General features: G+C 69.2%; 23 protein-coding genes and 1 riboswitch. Of the genes, 9 read left to right on the top strand and 14 right to left on the bottom strand.

Annotation, left to right across the window (positions count from 1 at the left end):
* Positions 1 to 319 precede the first annotated feature (319 nt).
* Positions 320 to 1,537: an NADP-dependent isocitrate dehydrogenase gene (locus ACFWUR_RS26870; RefSeq protein WP_378910482.1), complete on the bottom strand. Its 1,218-nt coding sequence runs from the start codon at positions 1,535 to 1,537 to the stop codon at positions 320 to 322.
* Between the two features lie 440 nt (positions 1,538 to 1,977).
* Positions 1,978 to 2,088, top strand: a riboswitch (SAM riboswitch).
* 81 nt (positions 2,089 to 2,169) lie between these two features.
* Here ACFWUR_RS26870 and ACFWUR_RS26865 point away from each other — a divergent pair.
* Positions 2,170 to 3,486 carry a bifunctional o-acetylhomoserine/o-acetylserine sulfhydrylase gene (locus ACFWUR_RS26865; RefSeq protein WP_378910480.1) on the top strand — a complete coding sequence of 439 codons (1,317 nt, stop codon included), beginning with the start codon at positions 2,170 to 2,172 and terminating at the stop codon, positions 3,484 to 3,486.
* Positions 3,483 to 4,628 (top strand): homoserine O-acetyltransferase, encoded by a 1,146-nt coding sequence (locus ACFWUR_RS26860; RefSeq protein WP_378910479.1) that lies wholly within the window; start codon positions 3,483 to 3,485, stop codon positions 4,626 to 4,628. Before ACFWUR_RS26865 ends, ACFWUR_RS26860 begins: the two co-directional genes overlap by 4 nt.
* Before the next feature lie 4 nt (positions 4,629 to 4,632).
* On the opposite strand, the gene ACFWUR_RS26855 is transcribed toward ACFWUR_RS26860, so the two are convergent.
* On the bottom strand, positions 4,633 to 5,268 hold the full coding sequence (locus tag ACFWUR_RS26855) for a TetR/AcrR family transcriptional regulator (RefSeq protein WP_378910478.1): 636 nt from the start codon (positions 5,266 to 5,268) through the stop codon (positions 4,633 to 4,635).
* Between the two features lie 154 nt (positions 5,269 to 5,422).
* On the opposite strand from ACFWUR_RS26855, the gene ACFWUR_RS26850 reads away from it, so the two are divergent.
* Complete coding sequence (locus ACFWUR_RS26850; RefSeq protein WP_378910477.1) at positions 5,423 to 6,376, top strand: oxygenase MpaB family protein; 954 nt, start codon at positions 5,423 to 5,425, stop codon at positions 6,374 to 6,376.
* 51 nt (positions 6,377 to 6,427) lie between these two features.
* Here the strand turns inward: ACFWUR_RS26850 and ACFWUR_RS26845 are convergent, their stop codons facing one another.
* Positions 6,428 to 6,754: a DUF3017 domain-containing protein gene (locus ACFWUR_RS26845; protein WP_378910476.1), complete on the bottom strand. Its 327-nt coding sequence runs from the start codon at positions 6,752 to 6,754 to the stop codon at positions 6,428 to 6,430.
* Positions 6,755 to 6,800: 46 nt separating this feature from the next.
* On the opposite strand from ACFWUR_RS26845, the gene ACFWUR_RS26840 reads away from it, so the two are divergent.
* The gene (locus ACFWUR_RS26840) at positions 6,801 to 7,283 is read left to right on the top strand and encodes a tRNA (cytidine(34)-2'-O)-methyltransferase (RefSeq protein ID WP_378910475.1); all 483 of its coding nucleotides are present in this window, start codon (positions 6,801 to 6,803) and stop codon (positions 7,281 to 7,283) included.
* A gap of 111 nt (positions 7,284 to 7,394) precedes the next feature.
* Here ACFWUR_RS26840 and ACFWUR_RS26835 read toward each other — a convergent pair whose 3' ends face one another.
* From ACFWUR_RS26835 to ACFWUR_RS26820, 4 genes are all read right to left on the bottom strand, one after another.
* The gene (locus tag ACFWUR_RS26835) at positions 7,395 to 7,619 is read right to left on the bottom strand and encodes a DUF167 domain-containing protein (RefSeq protein WP_378910474.1); all 225 of its coding nucleotides are present in this window, start codon (positions 7,617 to 7,619) and stop codon (positions 7,395 to 7,397) included.
* Positions 7,579 to 8,643, bottom strand: coding sequence for a DUF4349 domain-containing protein (locus ACFWUR_RS26830; RefSeq protein ID WP_378910473.1), 1,065 nt, complete (start codon positions 8,641 to 8,643; stop codon positions 7,579 to 7,581). Before ACFWUR_RS26830 ends, ACFWUR_RS26835 begins: the two co-directional genes overlap by 41 nt.
* Positions 8,644 to 8,758: 115 nt before the next feature.
* Positions 8,759 to 12,325 carry an error-prone DNA polymerase gene (locus ACFWUR_RS26825; protein ID WP_378910471.1) on the bottom strand — a complete coding sequence of 1,189 codons (3,567 nt, stop codon included), beginning with the start codon at positions 12,323 to 12,325 and terminating at the stop codon, positions 8,759 to 8,761.
* Positions 12,326 to 12,387: 62 nt separating this feature from the next.
* A complete protein-coding gene (locus tag ACFWUR_RS26820) occupies positions 12,388 to 12,843 on the bottom strand; it encodes a hypothetical protein (RefSeq protein ID WP_378910470.1) in 456 nt (151 codons plus the stop codon).
* Positions 12,844 to 12,976: 133 nt separating this feature from the next.
* Here ACFWUR_RS26820 and ACFWUR_RS26815 point away from each other — a divergent pair, with 133 nt between their 5' ends.
* Entirely contained in the window at positions 12,977 to 13,924 is a 948-nt protein-coding gene (locus ACFWUR_RS26815; protein ID WP_378910468.1) for an SDR family NAD(P)-dependent oxidoreductase, read from the top strand.
* Between the two features lie 89 nt (positions 13,925 to 14,013).
* On the opposite strand, the gene ACFWUR_RS26810 is transcribed toward ACFWUR_RS26815, so the two are convergent.
* From ACFWUR_RS26810 to ACFWUR_RS26795, 4 genes are all read right to left on the bottom strand, one after another.
* Positions 14,014 to 14,454 (bottom strand): GNAT family N-acetyltransferase, encoded by a 441-nt coding sequence (locus ACFWUR_RS26810; protein ID WP_378910467.1) that lies wholly within the window; start codon positions 14,452 to 14,454, stop codon positions 14,014 to 14,016.
* Between the two features lie 109 nt (positions 14,455 to 14,563).
* A complete protein-coding gene (locus tag ACFWUR_RS26805) occupies positions 14,564 to 15,490 on the bottom strand; it encodes a sucrase ferredoxin (RefSeq protein ID WP_378910536.1) in 927 nt (308 codons plus the stop codon).
* Between the two features lie 218 nt (positions 15,491 to 15,708).
* A complete protein-coding gene (locus ACFWUR_RS26800) occupies positions 15,709 to 17,280 on the bottom strand; it encodes a DNA polymerase Y family protein (RefSeq protein WP_378910465.1) in 1,572 nt (523 codons plus the stop codon).
* Positions 17,281 to 17,298: 18 nt separating this feature from the next.
* Positions 17,299 to 18,051 (bottom strand): hypothetical protein, encoded by a 753-nt coding sequence (locus ACFWUR_RS26795; RefSeq protein WP_378910463.1) that lies wholly within the window; start codon positions 18,049 to 18,051, stop codon positions 17,299 to 17,301.
* Positions 18,052 to 18,250: 199 nt separating this feature from the next.
* Here ACFWUR_RS26795 and ACFWUR_RS26790 point away from each other — a divergent pair, with 199 nt between their 5' ends.
* Entirely contained in the window at positions 18,251 to 19,384 is a 1,134-nt protein-coding gene (locus ACFWUR_RS26790) for a serine/threonine-protein kinase (protein ID WP_378910462.1), read from the top strand.
* On the opposite strand, the gene ACFWUR_RS26785 is transcribed toward ACFWUR_RS26790, so the two are convergent.
* Both ACFWUR_RS26785 and ACFWUR_RS26780 read right to left on the bottom strand, forming a co-directional pair.
* Entirely contained in the window at positions 19,385 to 20,026 is a 642-nt protein-coding gene (locus ACFWUR_RS26785; protein ID WP_378910460.1) for a response regulator, read from the bottom strand.
* A gap of 106 nt (positions 20,027 to 20,132) precedes the next feature.
* The gene (locus ACFWUR_RS26780; RefSeq protein ID WP_378910534.1) at positions 20,133 to 21,530 is read right to left on the bottom strand and encodes a PspC domain-containing protein; all 1,398 of its coding nucleotides are present in this window, start codon (positions 21,528 to 21,530) and stop codon (positions 20,133 to 20,135) included.
* Positions 21,531 to 22,122: 592 nt separating this feature from the next.
* Between ACFWUR_RS26780 and ACFWUR_RS26775 the strand changes: the two genes are divergently transcribed.
* From ACFWUR_RS26775 to ACFWUR_RS26765, 3 genes are all read left to right on the top strand, one after another.
* Positions 22,123 to 23,772 carry a PspC domain-containing protein gene (locus tag ACFWUR_RS26775; protein WP_378910458.1) on the top strand — a complete coding sequence of 550 codons (1,650 nt, stop codon included), beginning with the start codon at positions 22,123 to 22,125 and terminating at the stop codon, positions 23,770 to 23,772.
* Positions 23,765 to 23,977 (top strand): hypothetical protein, encoded by a 213-nt coding sequence (locus ACFWUR_RS26770; RefSeq protein WP_378910457.1) that lies wholly within the window; start codon positions 23,765 to 23,767, stop codon positions 23,975 to 23,977. The genes ACFWUR_RS26775 and ACFWUR_RS26770 overlap by 8 nt, the downstream gene beginning before the upstream one ends.
* 86 nt (positions 23,978 to 24,063) lie before the next feature.
* Positions 24,064 to 24,198: a hypothetical protein gene (locus tag ACFWUR_RS26765; protein ID WP_378910455.1), complete on the top strand. Its 135-nt coding sequence runs from the start codon at positions 24,064 to 24,066 to the stop codon at positions 24,196 to 24,198.
* A gap of 1 nt (position 24,199) precedes the next feature.
* Here ACFWUR_RS26765 and guaA read toward each other — a convergent pair whose 3' ends face one another.
* Positions 24,200 to 25,774 carry a glutamine-hydrolyzing GMP synthase gene (guaA, locus tag ACFWUR_RS26760; protein WP_378910454.1) on the bottom strand — a complete coding sequence of 525 codons (1,575 nt, stop codon included), beginning with the start codon at positions 25,772 to 25,774 and terminating at the stop codon, positions 24,200 to 24,202.
* Positions 25,775 to 25,786: the final 12 nt, after the last annotated feature.

Raw genomic sequence — 25,786 nt, 5'->3', positions numbered from 1 at the left:
TGCCAGCTGGTGCGTGGCTCGTCGAGGCGATCGGGAACGGCGATGGAGGAAGTCACGCTTCCATGCAACGGGGGTAGGTGCCCATTCGCTACCCGAGGAGACCGTGAGCTACCACACCCCGAACAAGAACGACCCGGCAAGCCACCCACTGATCTCGCGAGAACATGGGTAACTCACCGGGTCGAGCAAACCGAAACACCACCTGTCCGCAGGCCGCCGACGCAGATCTCACGTCACTCGAGCCTGGCCTGGAACACGGAGAGGCGGACAAGCGCACCTTCACAGCCGGGCGGGTTCGCGGTCGCGAACCGGGGCTATCTCACTTCAGAGCGCGAGCCAGGTTCACGTCGAGCGCGCCGAGGAATTCCTCGGTGCTCAGGTAGCCCTGGTCCCCGCCGACGAGCGCGGCGAGGTCCTTGGTCATCTGACCGCCCTCGACGGTCTTGATGACCACGTCCTCGAGCGCCTGCGCGAAGCCGATCACCTCGGGGGTGTTGTCCAGCTTGCCGCGGTGTTCGAGGCCGCGGGTCCAGGCGAAGATCGACGCGATCGGGTTGGTCGAGGTCGGCTTGCCCTGCTGGTGCTGGCGGTAGTGCCGGGTGACCGTGCCGTGGGCGGCTTCGGCCTCGCAGGTCTTGCCGTCCGGGGTGAGCAGCACCGAGGTCATCAGGCCGAGCGAGCCGAAGCCCTGGGCCACGGTGTCGGACTGCACGTCGCCGTCGTAGTTCTTGCAGGCCCAGACGTAGCCGCCCTCCCATTTCATGGAGGAGGCGACCATGTCGTCGATGAGGCGGTGCTCGTAGGTGAGACCCGCGGCGTCGAACTCGGCCTTGAACTCGTCGTCGAAGACTTCCTGGAAGACGTCTTTGAACATGCCGTCGTAGGCCTTGAGAATGGTGTTCTTCGTGGAGAGGTACACCGGGTAGTTCTGCTGCAGGCCGTAGTTGAACGACGCGCGCGCGAAGTCCTCGATGGACTTGCGGAAGTTGTACATACCCATGACGACGCCGCCGTCTTCGGGCATCTTCACGACCTCGTGGACGATCGGCTCGCTGCCGTCTTCCGGGGTGAAAGTCAGCGTGACGGTGCCCGCCTCGTAGACCTTGAAGTCGGTGGCGCGGTACTGGTCGCCGAAGGCGTGACGGCCGATGATGATCGGCTTGGTCCAGCCGGGCACCAGACGGGGCACATTGGAGATGATGATCGGCGCGCGGAAGATGGTGCCACCCAGAATGTTTCGGATGGTGCCGTTGGGCGAGCGCCACATCTTCTTGAGGCCGAACTCTTTCACCCGCGCTTCGTCGGGGGTGATGGTGGCGCATTTCACGCCGACGCCGTACTTCTTGATGGCATTGGCCGCGTCGACGGTGACCTGGTCGTCTGTCTTGTCGCGGTACTCGATGCCGAGGTCGTAGTACTCGAGATTCACGTCGAGATAGGGATGGATCAGCTTGTCCTTGATGAACTGCCAGATGATCCGGGTCATCTCGTCGCCGTCGAGTTCTACGACGGTGCCTTCAACCTTGATCTTGGACATGGATCTTCGTGTCCTCCTCGGTGGGTGCCCTTATTGCACGGCTAGGCGAACACGCTTGTGAGCGGACCCCAGCAGTTCCAACAGACAACGTATATGCCCCGCGTTGTCTGCGGGACGTGTGGTGCAAACAAGACGAGCGTACTGCTGTCCCGTACCTCACCGCGATGGGAGGGCCCGCTGTGCGGGACTCCTCGAAGCTACTCCGCCCCGGCGGCCACGTCGGCACCGATCGGGCCTTGACCGGCTACTGAGTAGTAACACAACTGAGTCCGCGCCCCGGGAGCGGCGGTGCGAGTCCGGTCGGCCGGGTCGGACCGTGCTCCGATCCGCTGTACACGACGACACGCCGAGGCCTGCCACACCGTCGAACGAGTGATCTGGGCGATGAAATGCGGGGGAAGTTTCCGCGCGCGGGCGATGTCCGGTTAACATGACGGCAAGGTCATGAGTACCAGCGCCAAGCCCCGGCTCGCTGGTCGGCAACCCTCCAGCTGCGGTGGGGTGCTCCGGGTGATGACCGGGCTCTCGAAAGTCGAGAGCAAGCGCGCACTGCAGGAGGCCCCCATGTGTTGTTGCCAGTCGATCCGACCCAGTTGACGAGATCCCCCGACTGACACCCACTGGAGTACGACATGACCGACTCTTCCCTGCCCGAGAACTGGTCCTTCGAGACCAAGCAGGTCCACGCCGGCCAGTCCCCCGACGCGAGCACCAACGCGCGGGCACTGCCGATCTACCAGACCACCTCCTACACCTTCCGCGATACCGACCACGCCGCGGCGCTGTTCGGTCTCGCCGAACCGGGCAACATCTACACCCGGATCATGAACCCCACCCAGGACGCGGTGGAGCAGCGAGTGGCCGCGCTCGAAGGCGGCGTCGCGGCGCTGCTGGTGGCCTCGGGCCAGGCCGCGGAGACCTACGCGATCCTGAACCTGGCGAGCGCGGGCGATCACATCGTGTCCAGCCCGCACCTCTACGGCGGCACGTACAACCTGTTCCACTACTCGCTGCCCAAGCTGGGGATCACGGTCTCGTTCGTCGAGGATCCCGATGATCTGGCGCAGTGGGAGGCGGCGATCCAGCCCAACACCAAGGCGTTCTACGGCGAGACCATCGCCAACCCCAGCAGCGCGGTGTTCGACATTCCCGGCATCGCCGGTGTCGCGCACGCGAACGGCATTCCGCTGATCGTGGACAACACCGTCGCCACCCCCTACCTGATCCAGCCGCTGGCGCACGGCGCCGACATCGTCGTGCATTCGGCGACGAAGTACCTGGGTGGGCACGGCGCGGCCGTGGCGGGTGTGATCGTCGACGGTGGCACCTTCGATTGGACCGTGCGCGACGCCGACGGCAACGCGCGCTTCCCCGGTTTCACCGAGGCCGATCCCAGCTACCACGGTGCGGTGTTCGCCGATCTGGGTGCGCCCGCGTTCGCGCTCAAGGCGCGCGTGCAGTTGCTGCGCGATCTCGGTGCGGCGGTCTCACCGTTCAACGCCTTCCTCATCGCCCAAGGCATCGAGACGCTGAGCCTGCGCGTGGAACGCCACGTCAGCAACGCCGAGAAGGTCGCGAAGTTCGTCGCCGAGCAGCCGGGTGTCGACGCGGTGTTCTACGCCGGCCTCGAGTCCTCACCCTGGTACGCGCGGGCCAAGGAGCTGGCACCCAAGGGCGCGGGCGCGATCGTCGCGTTCGAGCTGGCAGGCGGTGTCGACGCGGGCAAGAAGTTCGTGGACGCGCTCAGCCTGCACAGCCATGTAGCTAACATCGGTGATGTGCGTTCTCTCGTGATTCACCCGGCGTCGACCACGCACTCGCAGTTGACGCCCGGCGAGCAGCTGGCGGCCGGCGTGACTCCCGGCCTGGTCAGGCTCGCGGTGGGCATCGAGGGAATCGACGACATTCTGGCCGATCTGCGGGCCGGGTTCGCGGCGGCGACGACGTGACTGTGAGCACCGAATCGCCGATCGCCCGACCCGGAACCGGGGTGGCCCTGCTGCCGCCGCCGGACGGGCGAGTCGGTCTGGTCGCCATCGGGGACGTGACGCTGGAGAACGGCGCCGTGGTCGGTGATGTGCGGCTGGCGGTGCAACGCTGGGGCGAGCTCTCGCCCGCGCTGGACAATGTGGTGCTCGTCGAACACGCGCTCACCGGCGACTCCCATGTCGTCGGTGGGCCCGACGGGGCGCCCGGCTGGTGGGAGGGCATGGTCGGGCCCGGCGCGCCGATCGACACCGACGAGTGGTGTGTGATCGCGACCAACGTGCTGGGCGGTTGCAAGGGCAGCACCGGCCCGTCCTCGCTCGCCTCCGACGGAAAGCCTTGGGGCGCACGGTTTCCCGAGCTGACCATCCGCGATCAGGTGACCGCCGAGGCGCGCTTGTTCGAGGTGCTCGGGATCGAGCGGCTCGGCGCGGTCGTCGGCGGCTCGATGGGTGGCATGCGGGTGCTCGAGTGGATCATCGGCCTGCCCGAGCGGGTCTCGGCGGCGCTCGTGCTGGCCGTCGGCGCCCGCGCCACCGCCGATCAGATCGGCACCCAGACCACACAGATGGCCGTCATCGCCGCCGATCCCGACTGGCAGGGCGGCAACTATCACGGCACCGGCCGCGCGCCGATGACCGGCATGGGGCTGGCCCGGCGCATCGCGCACCTGACCTACCGCACCGAGAGCGAACTCGACCACCGCTTCACCAACACGGCCCAGGGCGACGAGGACCCGTGGACCGGCGGGCGCTACGCGGTGCAGAGCTACCTCGAGCACCAGGCCGACAAGCTGTGTCAGCGCTTCGACCCGGCCACCTATGTGCTGCTCAGCGAGGCCATGAACCGCCACGATGTGGGTCGCGGGCGCGGCGGCATCGCGGCCGCGCTGGCTTCGACGTCGGTGCCGTGCGTGGTCGGCGGGGTCGACTCCGATCGGCTGTATCCCCTGCACACCCAGGCCGAACTGGCCGAAGGCCTGCCGGGCTGCGCGGGGCTCGAGATCGTGCATTCCCGCGACGGGCACGACGGGTTCCTCACCGAGGCGGCCGCTGTGTCGAAGTTGCTCACCGAGACGATGCGCCTGGCGCGGGAGAACCGCTGAGGCGTCACGGCCCGGTCAGCAGGGTGACGATCGAGCGAACGTAGGCCTGAAGCCGTTCCCGCGGATACTCTCCCGGCTCGCTCACGGCCAGTCGGCCGAGCATCTCGGCGACGGTGAGGGTGGAGTTCGCGAGCAGTGGGGCATCCATGTCCGACCAGCGTGGCGACAGCGAAATGCCCATGCGGACCAGCGATTCCGCACGCTCGAGGATGTCGGTGCGCGAAGCCCGTAGGGCCGCACGGTATTCGTCGGGGGCACTGGCGGGCGTGGCCAGGATCAGTCGCCAGCGGGTCGGATTCTCCAGTGCCACACCGACGAACGCTTCGACCGTCGCCGAGGCGGCGGCCAGCGGATCGGTGTCGAGCAGGTCCTGCGGCAGCGTGTCGGCGATCTGCTCGAGTCCGCGTTCCCGTTCACGTTCCAGCAGCGCTTCGACGAGTTCGGCACGGGTCTTGAACACGGTGTACAGCACCGGTTTTCCGACACCGGCCTCCTGCGCGACGGCTTCCATGCTCAATTCGTGCAGTTCCATCCGGCCCAGCACCGCGAACGCGGCGTCGAGCAGTTGCGCGCGCCGCTCCCGCGGCGGCAGGCGCGGGGCATAGCGGCGTCGCGGTCGTTGATCCCGTGTCGCGGTCACACGCCCCACCTGCCTTTCCCTCCTGGAGGGTACCTCGCCGCAGACCCGTTCACACAAATCCTACGCAGCCGTTGTATTATCCGCACGTCATTGCTACGGTCGTGTTGTATTCAATTTCGAGGTGCTGCCTCGGCACTGCAAAGGAGCATGTGCAATGGCTTTCGATCCGTCCACCCTGCGCCGCGACGACTACGGCTTCTTCGGGCCGGGCTCTCCCAGCTGGAAGGTGTGGGGGTCGCCGACCGCGCTGATCGGCTTCCAGCGCGCCGTCACCCTCGAGCATTTCGATCCGTTCCTGACCGCCGCGGTCGCCGATTCGCAGGGGATCTACGACAACCCCGCGGTCCGGCTGGATCACACGCTGGCCTACTTCGTGCTGGTCGCGCTCGGTGACGGCCGCACCGCCATCCAGGCCTCCGAACACCTGACGAAGGTGCACGCGCCGATGACAGGCATCGAACCGGTCAGCGGCAAGCGCTACAGCGCCAACAGCCCCGACGCACAGCTGTGGATCCACGTCACCGGGTGGCATTCGGTGCTCAAGGCCTACGAGATGTACGGGCCGGGCCCGTTGAGCCCGGCCGAGGAGGATCGGTACTGGGCCGAGTGCGTGATCGCCGCCGAACTACAGACCTGCAAACCGTCGGATGTGCCGCGCAATCGCGAACAAGTGCGTGCCTACTTCGCACGGGTCCGACCACAGTTGTGCGTCACCGAGCGGGCGGTGCAGGCCATGCACTACCTGCTGTGGACACCGCCGAACAAGGGCTGGGCGTTCGCGATCGGTGCCAGGCTGCTGTCACTGGCGACGATTCCCACCCTGCCGAGGTGGATGCGCAAGCTCGGCCGGTTCGACCTGCCGCGCCTGGTCGATGTGTCGGTTCGCATCCCCGCGAAGGTGATCGCCTGGGTCGCCGCGCGCCGGGACAACTGGGTGCTGATCCACGCGGCGCCGTTCATCGCGCCGATGACCGGGCAGATCTTCGCCGCGCACGCCCGTTCGGCTCCACCCGAGAACCTCTCGACGATCACTCCGCGCGATGCCCGCGAGCTCTACGGCAGCCAGGGTGTGCGGAGCATATGGGACTCCGTCACCGAAACTGCCTGAACGACAACATGATCGAGGGACCGGACGCGTCGATGGCGCGGCCGGCCTTGTTCAGCTGACGCCGAGAGTGTTGATGGTGGCGGCCAGGAACACGATGGAGCTGCCGAGCGCGGTGAGCGCGGCCACGTCGAACGGGCGGCTGCGCACGGCGAGCAACCCCACCTGCACGGTGGGCAGGCACAGCCGGAACGCGGCGGCCACCAGCGCCGCGCTGCCGAAGATCAGCGCGCCGCGACGCCACCGATCCCACGCGACGAAGCCGACCGCGATCACGATCAGCGCGGTCACCACGGTCATCGGCAGATGACTGCGCAGGTACTGCTCCCCCGCGCTCAACCGCGCGACCCGGTGCTTGCCGGTCGTCTCCGCCTCGTTCACGAGCCCGATTGTTCCAGATACCGCCTGCGCGCGGACGGGGTGGCGCATGACAGAGTGGTCCGCTGTGCTGCACCTGATCTTTCACGAGCCCGTGATTCCGCCCAATACCGGCAATGCGATCCGGTTGGCCGCGGGGACCGGCTGCGCGCTACACCTCGTCGAACCGCTCGGCTTCGATCTGTCGGAGTCCAAGCTGCGACGGGCTGGGCTGGACTATCACGACCTCGCGGTGGTGACCGTGCATCCGGACCTGGCGACGGCGTTCGCGGCGATCGGGCCGGGGCGCGTGTTCGCCTTCACCACCCAGGCGACCACCCGCTTCACCGATGTCGCCTATCAGGACAACGACGCGCTGCTGTTCGGCACCGAGCCCACCGGGCTGCCCGCGCACGTGCTGGCCGATCCGCGGATCACCGAGCAGGTGCGCATCCCGATGCTGCCGGGGCGGCGTTCGATGAACCTGTCGAACGCGGCGGCAGTGTCGGTGTACGAAGCCTGGCGACAGTTGGGGTTTCCAGGCTCGGTCTGATCCCAGAGCCCGCGCTGGATACCTATTCGGTCACTTGATCACCAGGCCACCATGGCGGCATCGCCCGAGAGCGAAAATCCCTGATGGCCTGGTGAACATCTGACGAGGTTCTCAGTCGATGTCGAAGCGCTTGGAGCGTGAGGTGGCGCCTGCGGTCAGGCGAACGGCGGACTTGGTGACGCCGAAGTGTTCGGCGAGTAGTTCGATGGCGGCCTTGTTCGCCTTGCCCTCTACGGCCGGGGCTCGGACGTAGAGGGTGAGGGTGCCGTCTTCGGCGGTCTCGACGAGGGGGCCTTTACGGCTGTTCGGTTTGATCGTCGCCCGCACTGTGGGCACCGGGGGTCTCCTTTTCGGGCGCTGTCGGTTCGGTCGTGCCGGACGCGGCGGCTCCGGGCGCAGCGGTTGCGGGCGCAGCGGTTGCGGGCGCAGCGGTTGCCGGTGCGGTCGTTGCCGGTGCAGCGGGCGGCGGGGTCGTGGTCGCCGATGCGGCGGTCGTATGTATGCCGGTGCGGCGCCTGCGCAGCAGTCGCAGTGCGGCGTACACCACCGCGCCGATGACGGCGAGGAAGCCGAGCCACGGGAGGGCCTTGCCGACGAAGACGATCGCGTCCTGCAACCAGTCGATCAGCGAATGCCAGCCCGCGACGATGCCGTCCCAGAAATTGTCCGGATCGCCGGGTGCGTTCTTGTCGTCGGCGGTGAGGGTGATGGTCAGCGTCGACAGCGCGACCTGATCGTCGAGACTGCGCTTCTGCGCGGTGAGGCTGTCGAGTTCGCCCTGCCTGCTCGACAGCGCCTCCTCGGCGGCGATCAGGTCGGCGGTGTTGGTGGCGCCCGCGATCAGCGCTTTGAGCCGGTCGACGGAGGCTTGCAGGGCGCGGATACGGGCGTCGAGGTCCTGCCACTGCATGGTGACGTCGTCGCGATCGGTACTGATCCGGGTGACGGTGCCCACCCCGCCGAGGCCGGTGATGAACGCGTCGGTCTTGTCGGCGGGCACCCGAACGCTGAGCACGGCGCGAGCGGTGCGCTTGTCGGTGCCGGGTTGTTCGGTGCGGCTGTCGATCCGGCCGTCGAGGGCAGCGACCTGCTCGGTGACGGTCGCGGCGGCGTCGATCGGGTCCGTCGAGGTGACATCCACCGACCCGGTGATCACCTCTTTGCGGTTCGACTGCTCCGTCGGCGCCGGACTGTCCTTCTGCGGGGCGCCCTCACGGAATCCGGGCGCCACGGCGGCGGCAGGGCCCTCGACGGTCGGCGCGGACGCCCGGCCGGCGTGGTCCTCGCCGGCCTCGCCACCGCACCCCGCCAGGAAAAGGAGTCCGAGCAAGGCGATCATCACCACGGCAAGCTTGCGCATAGTGCGCAGCGTAGTGCGTGGGCGGGGCGGTGACTCGTGTTCGAAGTCGGAGCGGCGCCGGTGATCCGGTGTGGGAAGGTCGGCCGGGGTAGCCCGGCGATGACGTGGCCGCTGGTCAGCGGAAGTCGCGGGAGCGGGCGACGATGGTCAGGTCCAGGTGTTCGAGGTGGTCGGCGACCAGGCTGGCGGCGCCCTCGGCGTTCTGGATGCGGCCGCGGACGAGCAGGGCGGTGGCGCTCTGGGCGAGGCGCCGGTAGCGGGTCCACAGGCCGACCGAGCAGACGACGTTGACCATGCCGGTTTCGTCTTCGAGGTTGAGGAAGGTGACACCCGCGGCGGTGGCGGGGCGCTGGCGGTGGGTGACAGCGCCTGCCACCAGGATGCGAGCGCCGTCCTCGACGAGCAGGAGGTCGCAGGCAGGCACCACGCCGAGCGAATTCAGGTGGGCGCGCAGGAATTCGGTGGGATAGGTGCCGGGCGAGATGCCGGTGGCCCAGACATCGGCGGCGGCGAGTTCGAGTGCGCTCATGCCGGGCAGAGCCGGGGCGGTGGTCGCCGGGCCGGTGCCGGGCAGGCGGTCGGTCCGTTCCACGGCCGCCGCGCCCGCCGCCCACAGCGCCGCCCTGCGCACGCTGCTGCCACGTGAATCCCGCTCCGGCGTATCCGCGGTCGCACCAGCCGCAGCCCGCGTACGGGCCCGCGCAGCTGCGGCAGTTCGGTCGGCGGAAGCGTGGTTCACCTGCGGTTCGGTATCGACGAGGGCGTCCAGCGCACCGGCGGTCGCGAGTGATTCCGCTTGGGCGACAGTGAGTTCCACGCGGCCGGTGAGGTCGAGCATCGAGGTGAAGGGGCCGTGCTCGGCGCGGTCGGCGACGATGCGGTCGGCCAGCTCGGTGCCGATGTGGCGCACGCCCGACAGGCCGAGCCGGATCTCGGTGCCCGAGTTCTCGAGGGTGGGTTCGGCACGGCCGAGGTTGATATCGGGGCCGTGCACGCGCACCCCGTGGCGTCGGGCGTCGGCGACCAGCGACTGCGGTGAGTAGAAACCCATCGGCTGCGCGCGCAACAACCCGGCACAGAACGCGGCCGGATGGTGCAGCTTGAACCACGACGAATAGAACACGATCGAGGCGAAACTCTGCGAATGGCTTTCCGGAAAGCCGAAATTGGCGAAGGCATAAAGTTTTTCGTAGATCCGGTCGGCGACCTCGTCGGTGATGCCGTGCAGGTCGCGCATGCCCTGATAGAACCGCTCCTTCAACCTGGCCATCTTCTCCGGTGACCGCTTCGACCCCATCGCCCGCCGCAGCTGATCCGCCTCGGCCGCACTGAAACCGGCGACATCGACCGCCATCTGCATCAACTGCTCCTGGAACAGCGGAATGCCGAGCGTGCGTTCGAGTGAGCGCTCCAGCGACGGATGATCGAAGACCACCGGCTCCTGGCCGTTTCTCCTGCGAATGTAGGGGTGCACAGAGCCGCCCTGAATCGGGCCGGGCCGGATCAGCGCCACCTCGACGACCAGGTCGTAGAAGGTGCGCGGCTTGAGCCGGGGCAGCGTCGCCATCTGCGCGCGCGACTCCACCTGGAACACCCCGATCGAGTCGGCGCGCTGCAGCATCTCGTAGACGCCGGCTTCGGTGAGGTCGAGCGCGTGGAGTTCCACCGTCTCGCCCTTGTGCTCGCGCACCAGGTCGATCATGTAGTGCAGCGCCGAGAGCATGCCGAGGCCGAGCAGATCGAACTTCACCAAACCCACCGCGGCGCAATCGTCTTTGTCCCACTGCAGCACGCTGCGCCCCGCCATCCGCGCCCACTCCACCGGGCACACGTCGGCGATCGGCCGATCACAGATCACCATGCCGCCGGAGTGGATGCCCAGATGCCGTGGCAGCCCGTCGAGTTCACCGGCGAGTTCGAGCACGGCGTCCGGAATATCGGTGCCCGTCTCGCCCGCCACCCCCGACCAGCGACTCACCTGTTTGCTCCACGCGTCCTGCTGTCCCGGTGAGAAGCCGAGCGCTCGGGCGGCATCGCGGACCGAGGACTTGCCGCGGTAGGTGATCACGTTGGCCACCTGCGCGGCGTAGTCGCGACCGTATTCGGCGTAGACGTGCTGGATGGCTTCCTCGCGGCGGTCGGACTCGATGTCGACATCGATGTCGGGCGGCCCGTCCCGCTCGGGCGACAGGAACCGTTCGAACAGCAGTTTGTTGCCCACCGGGTCGACATTGGTGATGCCGATGGCGTAGCAGACCGCGGAGTTGGCGGCCGAACCCCGGCCCTGGCACAGGATGTCGTTGTCCTTACAGAACTGCACGATGTCGTGCACCACCAGGAAGTAGCCGGGAAAGTTCAGCTCCTCGATCACGGCCAACTCGTGGTCGATCTGCCGATACGCCTCGACATTTCGCTCGGGTGGACCGTATCGTCGCGCGGCTCCCGCGTAGGACAGGCGGCGCAACCACGAGTTCTCGTCATGGCCGGCGGGCACCTCGAACGGGGGCAGCTTCGGCGCGATCAGCCCCAGGTCGAACGCGCATTCGCGAGCCAGTGCGGCCGCGTTCGCCACCGCGTGCGGATGCTCGGCGAACAGGTGCGCCATCTCCGCGCCCGAGCGCAGGTGCGCGCCGCCGGTGGGGGCGAGCCAGCCCGCCATCTCGTCGAGACTGCTCCTGGAGCGGATCGCGGCCAGTGCCATCGCCCGCCGACGTTGGGCAGGCGAGGCGAAATGGGCGCCGGTGGTGGCGAGGACGGGAACATCGAGGCGATCGGCCACCGCGATCAGCAGCGCGTTGCGCTCGTCGTCGGTGGCGATGCCGTGGTGGGTGAGTTCCACGCTCACCCGGTCGGCACCGAATCGTTCGATCAGATCACGCAGCGCCGCTTCGGCTTTCGGTAATCGGATATCGCCGCCGCGCAGATCGTGTTCGAGTGCGGTGCGCAGATGACCTTTTCGGCAGCCGGTGAGAATGTGCCAGTGCCCGCCCGCCGCCGCGGCGAGCGTGTCGAGGTCGTAGCGCAGCACACCCTTCTCCCCCGCGGCCATGTGCGCCGCCGCCATCTCCCGAGAAAGCCGCCGATACCCCTCCTGGCCTCTGGCCAAGACCAACAGGTGCGGGCCGTGCGGGTCGGGGAAGCCGGTGCGCGGCACCGAATCGGGGGCATGCGCGTGCCCACGCCCCGACACGACCGCAGCACTCGCGTGCTGCGGATCGCTCACCCGCGAGCCCCCCCGAGGTACAGAACGGCGCCGGACCGCATCCCCTCGGCCCGGCGCCGCCTTCGCATCGGTTCCCAGTGACAGTTCGGCACCGAAAACCGTTGGCATTCCCCATTCCCTGGCCGCCTCGGCGAACCGGACGGTCCCGTAGAACCCGTTGTGGTCGGTGAGCGCGAGCGCTTCCAGCCCGAGCCGCACCGCCTCCTCCACCAGTTCCTCCGGCTGACTCGCGCCGTCGAGAAAGCTGTAGGCGGAGTGGGCGTGCAGTTCCGCGTAGGGCACCGTCGGGCAGGTCGGCCGGTCGAGCTCGCCGGCGCGGTACTCGCCGCGCTTGCGCGACCAGGCCGGGCTGTCGCCGCCGTCGCCCGGATGCATGTCTTCGGCGGGCCTGCCGCTCGGCTTGCCCGAGAGCACCCGTTCCAGCTCCCACCAGGTCGGTGGTCCATGGTTCCAGCCCACGCACCCGCTCCTCTCACGACCCCCGCATCACAGCTCCCTTTCCGTTTTCCTTGCCGGACAACTCAATGAGCGGGCAAGCGCTCCATCGACCGCGATTCCAGCGCGGCCTCCACATGCCCGAGACCCGAGCGGATCACCGCGCCGTAGGCATCGTTGGCGAGCACGTCCAGGTGCCCGCGCGCGATGGCCAACTGCATCCGCGCCATCTCGAAGTCACCGACGCGGCGATGACTGTCGGCCAGGTTCAGGTACAGCGAGGGCAGGAACCCGCGCAGCCCCTCGTCCAACGGAATGCCCGGCCCGAACACCGCGGCCAGCGCTCGCTGATCCCACAGCAGCGCTCCTTCCGGCAACTCCTGCACATCTGCCAGGTGGTGCGCCACCACACAGCGATGCAACGGCTCGCCACCTTCCCCTATCTCACTCCACAGCCTGGTCAGCGCCGCGCGCGCCGCATCAGGGTCGCCACCGCCGAGCCGCACCGCGGCATAGATGTCCGCCATCCGATCGTCCGCCATGCGCACCAGTATCGCACATACGTTCGAATATTGGCGAGAGGCATTCGAACATATTTTCGAGTTCTTCGCGGGGCCTGGCTCCGGAACTTACTTTGGAGTAAGTTCGTAGGGAACGAGCTGCAAAGGAGCAGTAATGTCTCAGGTTTCTCCAGGTGAACAGCGTCGTAAGCGGCGCGATCTCACCGGCAGGCATGTCGTGATCACCGGTGCGTCGTCCGGGATCGGACGCGCCGCCGCGCTGGCGGTCGCCGACAAGGGCGGCGTAGTCCTGCTGCTCGCGCGCCGCGCCGACGAACTGGCCGCGGTGGTCACCGAGATCGTCGACGCGGGCGGACAGGCCTACGGCTACCCGTGCGATGTCACCGATTCCGACTCCGTGGATGCGGCCGTCAAGGCCATTCTCGAGCAGCACGGCCACGTCGACATGCTGGTCAACAACGCGGGCCGCTCCATCCGCCGCGCCATCCACCGCTCCACCGACCGCCTGCACGACTTCGAACGCACCATGGCGGTGAACTACTTCGGCGCGCTGCGGATGACGTTGGCGCTGCTGCCACAGATGCGCGAACGCGGTTTCGGCCACATCGTCAACATCTCCAGTGCCGGTGTGCAGGTGGCCACCCCTCGGTTCGCCGCCTACCTCGCCAGCAAGGCCGCCCTGGACAAGTTCACCGAGGTCGCCGCTGTCGAAACCCTCGCCGACGGAGTCACTTTCACCACCATCCACATGCCGTTGGTACGCACCCCGATGATCGCCCCCAGCGGCGATCAGGGACCCTCCGAATCCCCCGAGTGGGCCGCGGGCACGATCGTGCGCGCCCTCGCCGAGCGCCCCAAACGCATCGACGTCCCCCTCGGCACCCTCGCCGAATACGGCGGCATCCTCACCCCCAAGTTCCGCGACCGCATCCTGCACCGCTACTACCGCGCGTTGCCCGATTCCCCTGCCGCCAAAGGGGAATCGGCCGAAGTCACCGAAGTGGTGGCGCCGACGAACCCGAAGACTCCCTCGGCTGCCCGCAAGGTCACCGGCACCGCCCTGCGCCGCGCGGCTCGCTGGGTACCCGGCACGCACTGGTGACCCGACGTCATCGGGAAGGCCCATTCACCCGATGACGGTTCGGCTCAGCTCCCGCTTCCGCGGATTCGGCCCGCAGGTTCGCGCGCGATTCACCGCACGTCGAGGGTGAAGTGGTGGGCGGTGATGGTCAGATGGTGGCGCATGTAGAGGCGGTGGGCGGCGGCTCGGGTGGGGCCGACGCCGGAGTCCAGATGGATCGCCGTGCAGTGCAAGCGACGGGCCTCGGCGGTGAGCCAGTCGAGCAGGCGGTCGGCGTGGCCTCGACCGCGCACCGCGGGCAGGGTGGAGACGTCGTCGACGTAGAGGTGGTGGCCCCAGGCGGTGGAGTGCGATTCGCGAAACCCTGCCACCGAGAGCGCTGTGGGAGAACCTGATTCGAAGATCCCGACCAGCCGGTAGCCCGCAGGGCGCAGTTCGGTGTCGACGAACTCGGTCAGCAGGGCTGCCGTCTCCCACCGTGGGCGAAGCTCAAGTAGGGCAGGGCCTGCCAGCTCGGTTTCATCCTTGCCGATTTCGCGGATGTCGATCATGGAATCGACGCTAGGGCCGACCGGCGACGCGCGGGAGAGCCACTGCGCCGCAGTTCCGATAGTCCACCGACGCCGTCGGCCATCCGGCGACCCCGCCTGATCGCTTCCGTCAGCGGTCGGCAGACCGTTCGGACTGGACAGTGGACGGCTCGCAGAGTTGTTCCACAGCAGCGGGTTCCAGATAGGTGGCCGGTTTGGGCGCGGCGCCGCAGCTGGCTTGGCGAGGGGCGGCGGGAACGGAGCGGGCGGTGACGCGCCAGCGGCGACCGTCGCGGTGGGTGACGACGGCGGCGCCCGCCAGGGTCGGGTCGTGGGTGGGGGCCGGGTCGGGATGGACGGTGAGATCGGTGGCGCCGGCCGGAATCCGTTCGCGCACAGCCACTTCGGCGAGCTGGGAGATCGGGGGGTAGCAGCTACGGCCGCGAAGACCGGTCAGGGAGACCTCGTCGACGTCGGCCGCGTCGAGCATCGCCTTGGCGGCGGGGGCGTCGAGGCGACCGTAGGTGAGGCCGGAGGGAAGCAGGACGACCGCGGGGGCGAAGCGGTGACCACCGGTGTGGGAGGCCTCCCAGGCCCGGCCCGGATACTCGGCGGCCAGGGCGGCGGCGATCGGGCGGCCCAACAGGGCACAGCACTGGTCGCGTTTGCCGTGGGCGCAGACCAGGACCACCGGATCGTCGACCCGCACACCGATTCCCGGAGCCGGTCCGTCCACGAGATGCAGGTCTATGTCGAAGAGCTGGCGCAAGTCGGTGATCTCGAACCGCTCACACCAGGAACCCTCGGGCCGCGAACTGGCCAGCAGCACGGTGCGGGTACCGGTGAACTCGTTGCGGCCGGGGCGGCGGATCAGCGTCGGCCGAACCCGCGCCGCCGATGTACGCGCCGCCAGTTCGGCGGTGATCTCCGGACCGAGCACCTCGTCACCGATCACATCGCCGCCCCACGCACCGGGATGCTCGATACACAGCCATCCGGTGAAGTGCCCCGCGGTACCGAGAAGCGGGATGTCGGCAGCGGCCGCCGTACACAACATGCCCTCGAATGGGTTCACAGCGCTCCTCCCGCGACCGAGCCCTCCGGGTTCCCGGACAGGCGTCGTTTCACTCTAGAACCGAGCGCGCGGACCGAGTCGATGCCCACCCCACACCGGTACTGCCCCGATCGCAGCGTCGCGCGGTCCGGAGGTCGGGTCGCACCGCGCCGAACGACGACGGCCGTACCACCGAACCCGAGCTGACAGCGGTTCGGCGGTTACTCGTAGACGCCCTCGGCGTGCCACAGCGTCGCGTCGTAGACGAGCAGGACGGCGCGGATTTCGGTGGGTTCGGCGTCGAGTTGGACTTGGACGCGCACGGCCAGGGAGGTGGGTTCGGCGGTGGACCACCATCGTTCGGTGATCGGCCACGGGCCCGCCCAGCCCAGCAGCGCCCACTGCTTGCGACCCCAGCGCAGGCGGGTGGGGGTAGCGGTGAACAGGCCGCGGTCGGTGACCAGAACGGGGGCGCCGTCGGCCGCGGTCAGGTGCACGACCGGGCGGTGCAGCAGGAGCAGGGTGGGGGCGGGTTCGGGGAGGCGGCCGGGCCAGGGCTGGGTGGGGTCGGCGGCGGGGGTCAGTTCGTCGCCGAGGGCGATCATGGTGATGCGTTCGGCGGGGCCGCGTCCGCCGCTGAGCACACCGATGCGGACCGCTTCGCCGCCGAGCAGTCCCTGCACGCGGACCAGGGCGCGCCGGGCCCGTTCGGTCTCCTCGCCCTCGCCGCCCCACAGACCCAGTTGCAGGGCACCGGCGGCCACCACCTCGACCGGTTCCAGGGTGAGCGCGACGATCGGGCCGGTGGGGCGAGCGCGACGAGTGAGCCAGCCGTCGAGTTGCCAGCGGACGCGATCGGCGGTGTCGGCGGGGGTGAGCGGGCGCGCGCAGCGCCAGATCCTGGTCAGCTCCTCGCCCGCCTCGGTGCGCGCGGTCACGGCGAGCCGGGTGCAGGCCACGCCCGCCGCCGACAGCACCGCGTGCAGTCGGGTGGACAGTTGCCTGCCCGCGAACGCCGCCGCGTCGACCCGGTCGATGGGCGGATCGCAGGCCAGCTCGACGGTCAGTTCCGGGGCGGGACGGCGCGCCGACGGCGGGCGTTCCGGCAGCGCCCGCGCGGTGCGATGGGCGAGCACGGCGTCGGCGCCGAACCGGGAGGCCACTTCGGCGGCGGACAGGCGCGCGAAATCGCCGATGCGGCGTAAGCCCAAGCGCCGCAACAGGTCTACCAGGTCTTTGCGCTCGGGAGCGGCCAGGCTCGGTTCCACCGCGAGTTCCGAGACCGGCAGCGAGGCGAGGTACCGCGCACCCTGCCCCGGCGCCACGATCGCCCCGCGCCTGGCCGCGATCACCGCCGTCGACAGAGTGTCGGCGATCCCGATCTGCGCCTCGGCTCCCGCCGCGGCGACCGCATCGATCAACCGCACCACCGCGGCCTCCTCCGAACCGAAATACCGTGCGGCCCCGCGTGCTCCGAGCACGACGAGACCCGGACGCAACACCTCCACGCCCGGCACCGTCGCATCGACAGCCCCCACCACCGGTTCGAACAACCGCCCGTCGCGGTCCGGATCATCCTGCACGACAACGAGTTCCGGACAACGCCCCTGCGCATCGCGGCGCCGCATCCCCCGCCGCACCCCCTCGGCCCGCGCGATCGCCGAACACGCCACCACCGAATTCCCCCGCAACACCGCGATCGGCCGCGCCGCCGACACCCCCTCCACCGCGGCCGCCGCCACCGCGGGCCAGTCCAGGCACCACACCGCCAGTACCCGATCAGCGCGCGTCACGGCGGCACCACCGGACGGTCACGACACAGCTTCGTGTAGCGCGGTGACTTCGGTTGCGCGGTCGGCGGTGTCGCGAGGCAACCATTCGGTGCGGCCGACCTGGGCGCACAGGTCCATGCGGCCGTGGCGGGTCTGGCCCGCCTTGGCGCTGACGCGCACGTCGAGGCAGACCGAGCGCAGGCGACCGCGTCCGGGGCCGAGGCCGCGGTAGCCGGTGACACGGGAGTCCAGGCGCAGGGTCGGGTTGGCCCATTCGCCCGCGACGACCAGGGTTGCGCCGCGGTTGCGGGCACGGGCGGCGAGCACGCGACAGCGGGCGGGCGGGACGGCGAGCCCGCCCAGACCGAGGACCACCAGGTCGAGGCCGTCGAGCAGGACCGCGGCCACCTCGGCGGGGTCGGAGCCGGGGTCGGGGATCACGGCCAACCGGGACAGCTCGGCGCCCATCTCGGCGGCGGCCAGCAAACCGAGCCGCGGCAGACCGACGACCGCGGCGTGACCACCGTTTCCGGTGACCGCGGCGAGCAGCCCGGTCAGCAGGGAGTGCGCGCCGGTGTAGGCCACCACCGCGCCTTTGGGCAGACCACCGTCGGGCAGTAGGTCTGCGAGCGGCGGCGGCACCGGCAGCAGATCGCGGCGTAATGGCTGATCACGCGGTATATGACCGGTGGCGGATTCGCCTCGGCCCGGTACCGCGGCCATCCGCCTGCGCAGCTCGTCGAGCGTGTGCTCCCGTGCGCCCCGATCGGGCGACAATGCTTCCGAACCCATCAACACCACCTACTTCCACGATGGACCCGCGAGCGGAGAACCGCCCTGCGCCGAAACAGCAGCACCGTTTCAGCTATCGATCGTATTCGAATATACGTTCGATAGCGATCGGCGCGACACCCGCCCCCTTCCCATCTCCACCGCGAAGCACCGCGAAGATCTCGGCCAGTCAGCGCCATATTCGACTACCCTCGCACCCGTGACCGAACGTGCTCGTCCCCATATCGGCCCCGACTACCTGGTCGCGGGTCGCTACCGCCTGCAGTCCAAGCTGGGCGGGGGTGGCATGGGTGCGGTCTGGCTCGCGACCGATCGGTTGCTGAACCGGGAGGTCGCGATCAAGCAGGTGCTGTCCACCGCGGGATTGAGCGCGGCCGAGGCCGAGCGAATCCGCAGCAGCATCGTGCACGAGGGCCGCGTGGCCGCCAAGCTGTCGCACGTGCACGCCGTGGCCGTGCACGACGTGGTGATCGAGGCGGGCGAGCCGTGGCTCGTCATGGAGTACTTACCCTCGCGCAGCCTGGCCAAGGCGCTCGCGCTGGTCGACACGCTGCCCGCGGTCGAGGTCGCCCAGATCGGCGCTCAGGTGGCCGACGCGCTCGCCGCCGCGCACGCCGCGGGCATCGTGCACCGCGATATCAAGCCGGGCAACATCCTCGTCGCCGATCGTGGCAACAGTGTGGGCCTGGCCAAACTCAGCGACTTCGGCATCTCGCGCGGGGCAGGCGACACCCCCGGTGACGAACCCGACGGTGTGATCACCGGCACCCCCGCCTACCTCCCGCCCGAGGTCGCGCGTGGTGCCCAGCCCACCGAGGCCAGCGACGTGTTCTCCCTCGGCGCCACCCTCTACACCGCGCTGGAGGGCCAGCCGCCGTTCGGTTTCGACTCCGACGAGCACGACGTCGTCGCCGCGGCCGCCATGGGCCGGATCATCCCGCCCGCCCGCAGTGGCATCCTCACCCAGCCCCTGCTGCACATGCTCGAGCCCGCTCCCCAGCGTCGCCCGACCATGGCCGAGGCCCGCGACGAAATCCTCACCGCCGCCTTCGGCCCCGGCACCGGCGCCTACATCCTCGGTGTGCCGCTGCGCACCGAGGACAGCACCATCCCCGCCTGGTCCACCCGCAACTCCGCCAGCGGCCTGCGCAGCGCCAACGCCGCCCCCCTCCCGCGCCCGCACCGCGCCCCGCTCGCCGCCACCGCCGCCGCACCCCAGCAGCGCGGCGGCAGCTTCATCGACAACCTCCCCAACGGCGCTCCCCTCGCCATCGGCGCGGGCGTGCTGATCGGCCTGGTCATCCTGATCGCGATCATCATCGCCGTGATGTGATCATTCGATCCGGCGCCGGTGCGCCCAGCGGGTCAGCGCGTTGCGGTTGGACTGCTGGGTCTTGCGAAGCACATTCGACGCGTGCGTCTCGACGGTCTTCACCGAGATGAACAACGACTCGGCGATCTCCCGGTAGGTGTAACCGCGCGCCAGCAAGCGCAGCACCTCCAACTCGCGCGGTGTGAGCGAGTCCAGTTCAGGATCGAGTGGCGGCTCGGGAACCGGCGAGCGTCCGGTGAACGAGTCGAGCACGAAACCGGCCAACCGTGGACTGAACACCGCGTCCCCACCCGCGACCCGGCGAATACCGTCGGCCAGCTCGGCACCGGAAATCGTTTTGGTGACATACCCGCGCGCACCCGCCCGGATCACCGCGATCACGTCCTCGGCCGCGTCGGACACGCTCAGCGCCAAGCACACCGGCCCCTGCGCGATCCCGCTCAGCACCGCCACCCCGCCACCATCGGGCATGTGCACATCCAGCAACACCACGTCCGGCTTCGCCGCGTCGATCCCCACGATCGCCTCGGCCACCGCCCCCGCCTCACCGACGACCTCCATATCGGCCTCCCGGCTCAACTCCGCCCGCACCCCCGACCGGAAGACCGCATGATCGTCGACCAGGAACACCCGAACACCCACTGAAAACTCCTCATTCGAACCGTCGCGATCGACCTGCTGTCATCGGTACCACACCGCGGTGTCCTGGCGTCGAAATCGGCTCGGCTCCGCCTGCGATCACGCGCGCTCAGTGATCGGCCGGATGGTCCCGCGTCGACGCGCGGTCATCGGGTCGAGCGGTCGGCGCGTCGACGGCGGGGTCGGCCGCGGGCCGGTCGGCGTCGGGGCGCTCGGAGTCGACCGGGTCCGCCTCCGCTGTCACGTCCTGGTCCGGCTCGGAGGTCCCGGAGTCGGTGCGCGGCATGACGATCCGCACCTCGGTGCCACGTCCGACGGTCGAGTCGATCTCGGCGGTGCCGCCGCGGCGCTCGATTCTGGCGCAGATCGACTTGGCCACCCCGCGCCGATCGGCAGCCACCGCCGACACGTCGAAACCGGCGCCGCGATCGCGCACGAAGATGCTCACCTGGTGGGGTTCGGTTTCGGCGAACAGGTCGATCTCGGGCACATCGGCGTGCTTGGCGGCGTTGACCAGCGCCTCGCGGGTGGCGCCGAGCAGGGCGGTGAAATGTTCCTTGGGCAGGCCCGCGCCGGTGTCGCCGGGGTCCATCGCGACATCGCCGACGATGACCGGGGTGACCTTCACACCGTGCTGGTCCTCCACCTCACCCGCGATGGTGCGCAGTGCGGTGGCCAGGCTGGACTGGGCGGGCGCGGTGTCGTCGAAGAGCCATTTGCGCAGTTCGCGTTCCTGGCTGCGGGCCAGGCGAAGCACCTCGTGGGGATCTTCGGCCTGGCGCTGGATCAGCGCGAGCGTCTGCAGCACCGAATCGTGCAGGTGCGAGGCGATCTCCTCGCGTTCCTCGTTGCGAATGCGGGCGCCGCGCTCGGCATTGAGCGCGCGGACCATGCGCAGCCACAGCGGCACCGTCAGCAGACCGGCGCCGACCAGGGTGACCGCCACCGCGATCAACGCCGACCCGAGCGAACTCAGATCGATCCTGGCCAGCACCACCACACCGAGCCCGACCACGATCAGCGTCGCCCCGGCCACGATCCGTGACCAGGTGACCACCGAGGGCCGCGCGGGCAGCCCGAACAGGGCCCGTGGCCCCGGCGCGGCGACGTCGTATTCGCGCCACACCAGCGCGGCGCCGACCGCGACCACCACGATCGGCGCGATCACCTTCGCCGCGGTCCCCTGGAACAGCCACCCCACCGTCACCGCGAGCCCGAGGCCCAGCAAGGCCAGCCCGATCGCCTGCCTGCGTTCGTCTCCGGTCGGTTTGGCGGCATCCGCGCCTGCGGGAGTGAAGATCCACAACAGCCCGTACGCCACCAGGCCCGCACCGACGAGCGCGGACAGCAGCACGAACGCCAGCCGCACCTTGATCACGTCGACACCGAGATGATCGGCCAGGCCACCCGCGACCCCACCGACCACCCGGCCACCGGTCCGCCGGACCAGTCGCGGGGTCTCCGGCACGGGCGGACCGCTCGGCACGGGAACGGGAGCGGGCAGCATGGGCCGATAGCCGCGCGGGACGCCGTAGCCCTGCGGTGCGCCCGGATACTGGGTGTACCCCGGCGCAGATCGGTACTGCGGCGGCGGCAGGTATTGCTGCGGCGACCCGTAGACCACCGGCTCACCCCCGAACGCGCGCGCGACGAAACCGTGCGGACCACGCAGCCGGTGCCCGCCGAATCGCGGATTCGCCGCGGCCCCCGGCCCCTCGACAGGCCTCGCCGATCTGCCCGGTCGATATCCGTTCACAGCCCCCACGGCTGCCGCTCGATAGGCGCCCGCACCGGTGGCGCCGTTGCCCGTGGGCGGATAGCCGGGGGCGGAGTTCGGGCCGACCGGGTGTCGGGTGGCGTTGTTCCCAGGGACACTGCCGTACCCGTGGGGGTACCCCTGGGTGGCGTCGCGAGCGGGAACAGACGGATCCATGCTCTCGATAGTGGCACGCGGGACGGGGTGCCGACATCAGGTAAGTCCCTGATCTCGCCTCCGATGTCGGCGATCCGGCGCTGAGCGGCCGCTCGACCTGAACCCGGGAAATTCTCAGGGTTACCCCCGATGCGCGAAAGGGGCGGCGCGGCCCACCATGGATGGCATGAGCAGAACGAGCTTTGCCGACCAGGTTCACCAGATGTGGCATACCCGGCCCGTCCGGCTGCCTCGGCAAGGGCCGATCGCCGGCGTGGCGGCGGGGTTCGGATTGCGGTACGGGGTCGACCCGGTGCTGCTTCGAGTGGCTTTCGTCGTGTCGACGATCTTCGGTGGGGCCGGAATCCTGCTGTACCTGCTGGCCTGGTTGGTACTGAGTTCGGCGGGCAACGAAGTGTCGGCGGCGCAGGCGTTGACCTCGCACGAGCGCGGCTCACATTCGCAGACCAAGACGATCGTGTTGATCGTCGCGCTGGCCATCGCCGTGTCGACCATGGGGCCGATCGGGTTGGGGATGGGCGGGGGCGGGGTGTTCAGCCTGGGGCTGATGCTCGCCGGTTGGTGGATGCTGTATCTGCGTCACCCCGAGCTGCCCTCGGGGTTCGACGCCTACCGCGCGCCCCTCGACGGCACCACGGGCTACCCGGGTGCCGGCTACCCCACCGGTGTTCCGGTGCGCGGCTATCCGTACAACCCGGAGGTACCGCCGACGGGGATGTACACGCCCTACACCAAACTCCCCGACGCCTACGTCCCCGATCCGGCGACGACGGTGCTCGCCCGGCAGGAAAACCGCACCGCCACAGCGGAATCCACCCCGTTGCTGCGTGTCGACTCCACCGAGACCGTCGTCCTGCGCAAGGACATCGCCGAAACAGGTGACACCACCGCGGATTCGGTCGACACCGAACGGATCACTGAGACACCGGCGGAATCCAGCGAGCCCGGGCCAGAAGAGGCGGATCAGGTTCCGGTCGACGATTCGGCCGCGCCCGTCGACCTCGGCAAGCGTGCGGACAGCCCGAGATCGGAGGTCGTCGAGGTTCGCGCCGCCGAGGAGACCACCGCGGTTCTACACAAGCCTCTCCCCGGAACCATCTCCCCCGCACCGGAACCTCCTCGGATCAACGCACAGGTGCCCAACGGCTGGGACCCGCTCGCCGTAGCACCGCTGGCCTGGGAACTTCCCCAGGCGGCGCCCCACTACGCACCCGTCGCGCCACCACAACCCGCGCCGAGACGTCCACGCTCCCGACTGACCCCGGTCACCATCGGCCTGGCGATCCTCGCCGCGGCGCTGGCAGGGGCCGCGGCGGCATCGGGCGTGGAATGGATGACTCCCGCGCGGATCGCGGCCTTCGCCTTGGCCGTGGTCGGCCTCGGCCTCGTCGTCGGCGCGTTCCTGCGACGCGGATACGGACTGCTGGTCCTCACCGCCCCGCTGGCCGGATTCGTGGTGCTGGCCTCACTGCTCGGACCGATCGATTTCGAGAACAGTGGCGAGGTCGGCGACCGTGTCTGGGCACCGACCACGGTGACCGACCTGAAGCCGCGCTATGCCCTCGACATCGGTTCGGGCACGCTGGATCTGCGTGGTCTGACCCTGACCGAGTCCCGCAGTGTCGAAGTCGCGGTGAACATCGGTGACACGAAAGTGCACCTGCCCGAAGGGATGACAGTGAACACGACATGTGACATCCGCGTAGCCGATTCGACCTGCGTGGAGGGGCTGAGTGGACCGAGCACCCCTGGCGCGCCGGTTCTCGACCTGAAGATCAAGATGCACCTGGGCGACGTGGAGGTGACCCGTGGCTGAGCACGACAGCGTCGAGACCCGACGCCGACCGGCATTCTCCCTGCTGACCATCGGACTGATCGCCCTCGCGGTGAGTGTCTGGGCGCTGGTGGGCGCACCCACCCCCACCGAGGGCGGCATCCTCCCCATCGGCTGGGGCGTGGTGATCGCGGCCATCGTCATCGGCCTGCTGCTCACGCTCACCCCGAGCCGCAAACACCACTGAGGCGAAGGACCACCCAGGAAACCAGCAATGGCCCGTCACCGTGACGGGCCATTGCTGTTGACGGACCACTCGAGAAGACAAGGGCCATGGACGAATCCGACAAGCAACCGGAAACCCGGCTGGCGAAGGTCCTGCCACCGGTCATCCACCGACCGCACACCGGCGGCTTCCTCCTGGGCAGGCTCCTGCTCGCCCAGCCGGCGCCGCCGCGACCGGCTTAACTCACTCCCACTCGATGGTGCCCGGCGGCTTGCTCGTCACGTCGAGGACCACACGGTTGACGTCGGCCACCTCGTTGGTGATCCGTGTCGAGATCCGTTCCAGCACGTCGTAGGGCAACCGGGTCCAGTCCGCGGTCATCGCGTCCTCGCTCGACACCGGGCGCAGCACGATCGGGTGGCCGTAGGTGCGGCCGTCACCCTGCACACCGACCGAGCGCACGTCGGCCAGCAGCACGACCGGGCACTGCCAGATCTGCTTGTCCAGACCGGCGGCGGTGAGCTCTTCGCGCGCGATGGCGTCGGCCTGACGGAGCAGGTCGAGCCGATCGGCGGTCACCTCGCCGACAATGCGAATAGCCAGACCCGGACCCGGGAAAGGCTGGCGCGCAACGATTTCCTCGGGCAGGCCGAGTTCGCGGCCGACGGCGCGGACCTCGTCCTTGAACAGCAGGCGCAGCGGCTCGACCAGGTCGAACTCGAGGTCGTCGGGCAGGCCGCCGACATTGTGGTGGCTCTTGATGTTCGCGGTGCCGGTGCCGCCGCCGGATTCGACGACGTCCGGGTAGAGGGTGCCCTGCACCAGGAACTCGACCTTCGGCGTACTGCCTTCGGCCGCACCCTCTTCGATGACGATGCCGGCGACCGCGTCCTCGAAGGAGCGGATGAACTCGCGCCCGATGATCTTGCGCTTCTCCTCGGGATCGGAGACGCCCTTCAGCTCGCCGAGGAACTTGTCCACCGCGTCGACGGTCACCAGCTTGGCACCGGTCGCGGCGACGAAGTCGTGCTGGACCTGCTCGCGTTCACCTGCCCGCAGCAGACCGTGGTCGACGAACACACAGGTGAGCCGGTCACCGATCGCGCGCTGCACCAGCGCGGCCGCCACGGCGGAGTCGACGCCACCGGACAGACCACAGATGGCATGCCCGTCACCGATCTGCTCGCGCACGCTCTCGATCAGCGACTCGGCGATATTGGCCGGGGTCCACTGCGGCGGAATGTCGGCGAGCTCGTGCAGGAAGCGGCTGAGCACCTGCTGGCCGTGCGGGGAATGCAGCACCTCGGGGTGGTACTGCACGCCGGCCAGGCGCCGCGCGCGATCTTCGAACGCGGCGACGGGGGCGCCCGCGGTGGTGCCGGTGACCTCGAAGCCCTCGGGGGCGTCGGTCACCGCGTCACCGTGCGACATCCACACCGGCTGGATGGTCGGCAGGCCGCCGTGCAGCACGCCGCCGTCGATGTTCAGCTCGGTGCGGCCGTATTCGCGGGTGCCGGTGTGCGAGACGGTGCCGCCCAGCGCCTGCGCCATCGCCTGGAAGCCGTAGCAGATGCCGAACACGGGGATGCCGAGATCGAACAGGCGCGCGTCGAGTTGCGGTGCGCCCTCGGCATACACGCTCGACGGACCACCCGAGAGGATCACGGCCAACGGCTGCTTGTCGGCGATCTCTTCCACGGTCATCGTGTGGGGAATCACCTCGGAGAACACCCGCGCCTCACGCACCCGTCGGGCGATCAGCTGGGCGTACTGCGCGCCGAAGTCGACGACGAGGACCGGTCTCTGAGTATCTGCCACCGCCACAGTTTA

The organism is Nocardia sp. NPDC058633 (assembly GCF_042717045.1).
Taxonomy (GTDB): domain Bacteria; phylum Actinomycetota; class Actinomycetes; order Mycobacteriales; family Mycobacteriaceae; genus Nocardia.
The sequence above is the reverse complement of the archived record's forward strand: the minus strand, read 5'-3'. Positions and strand labels throughout refer to the sequence as shown.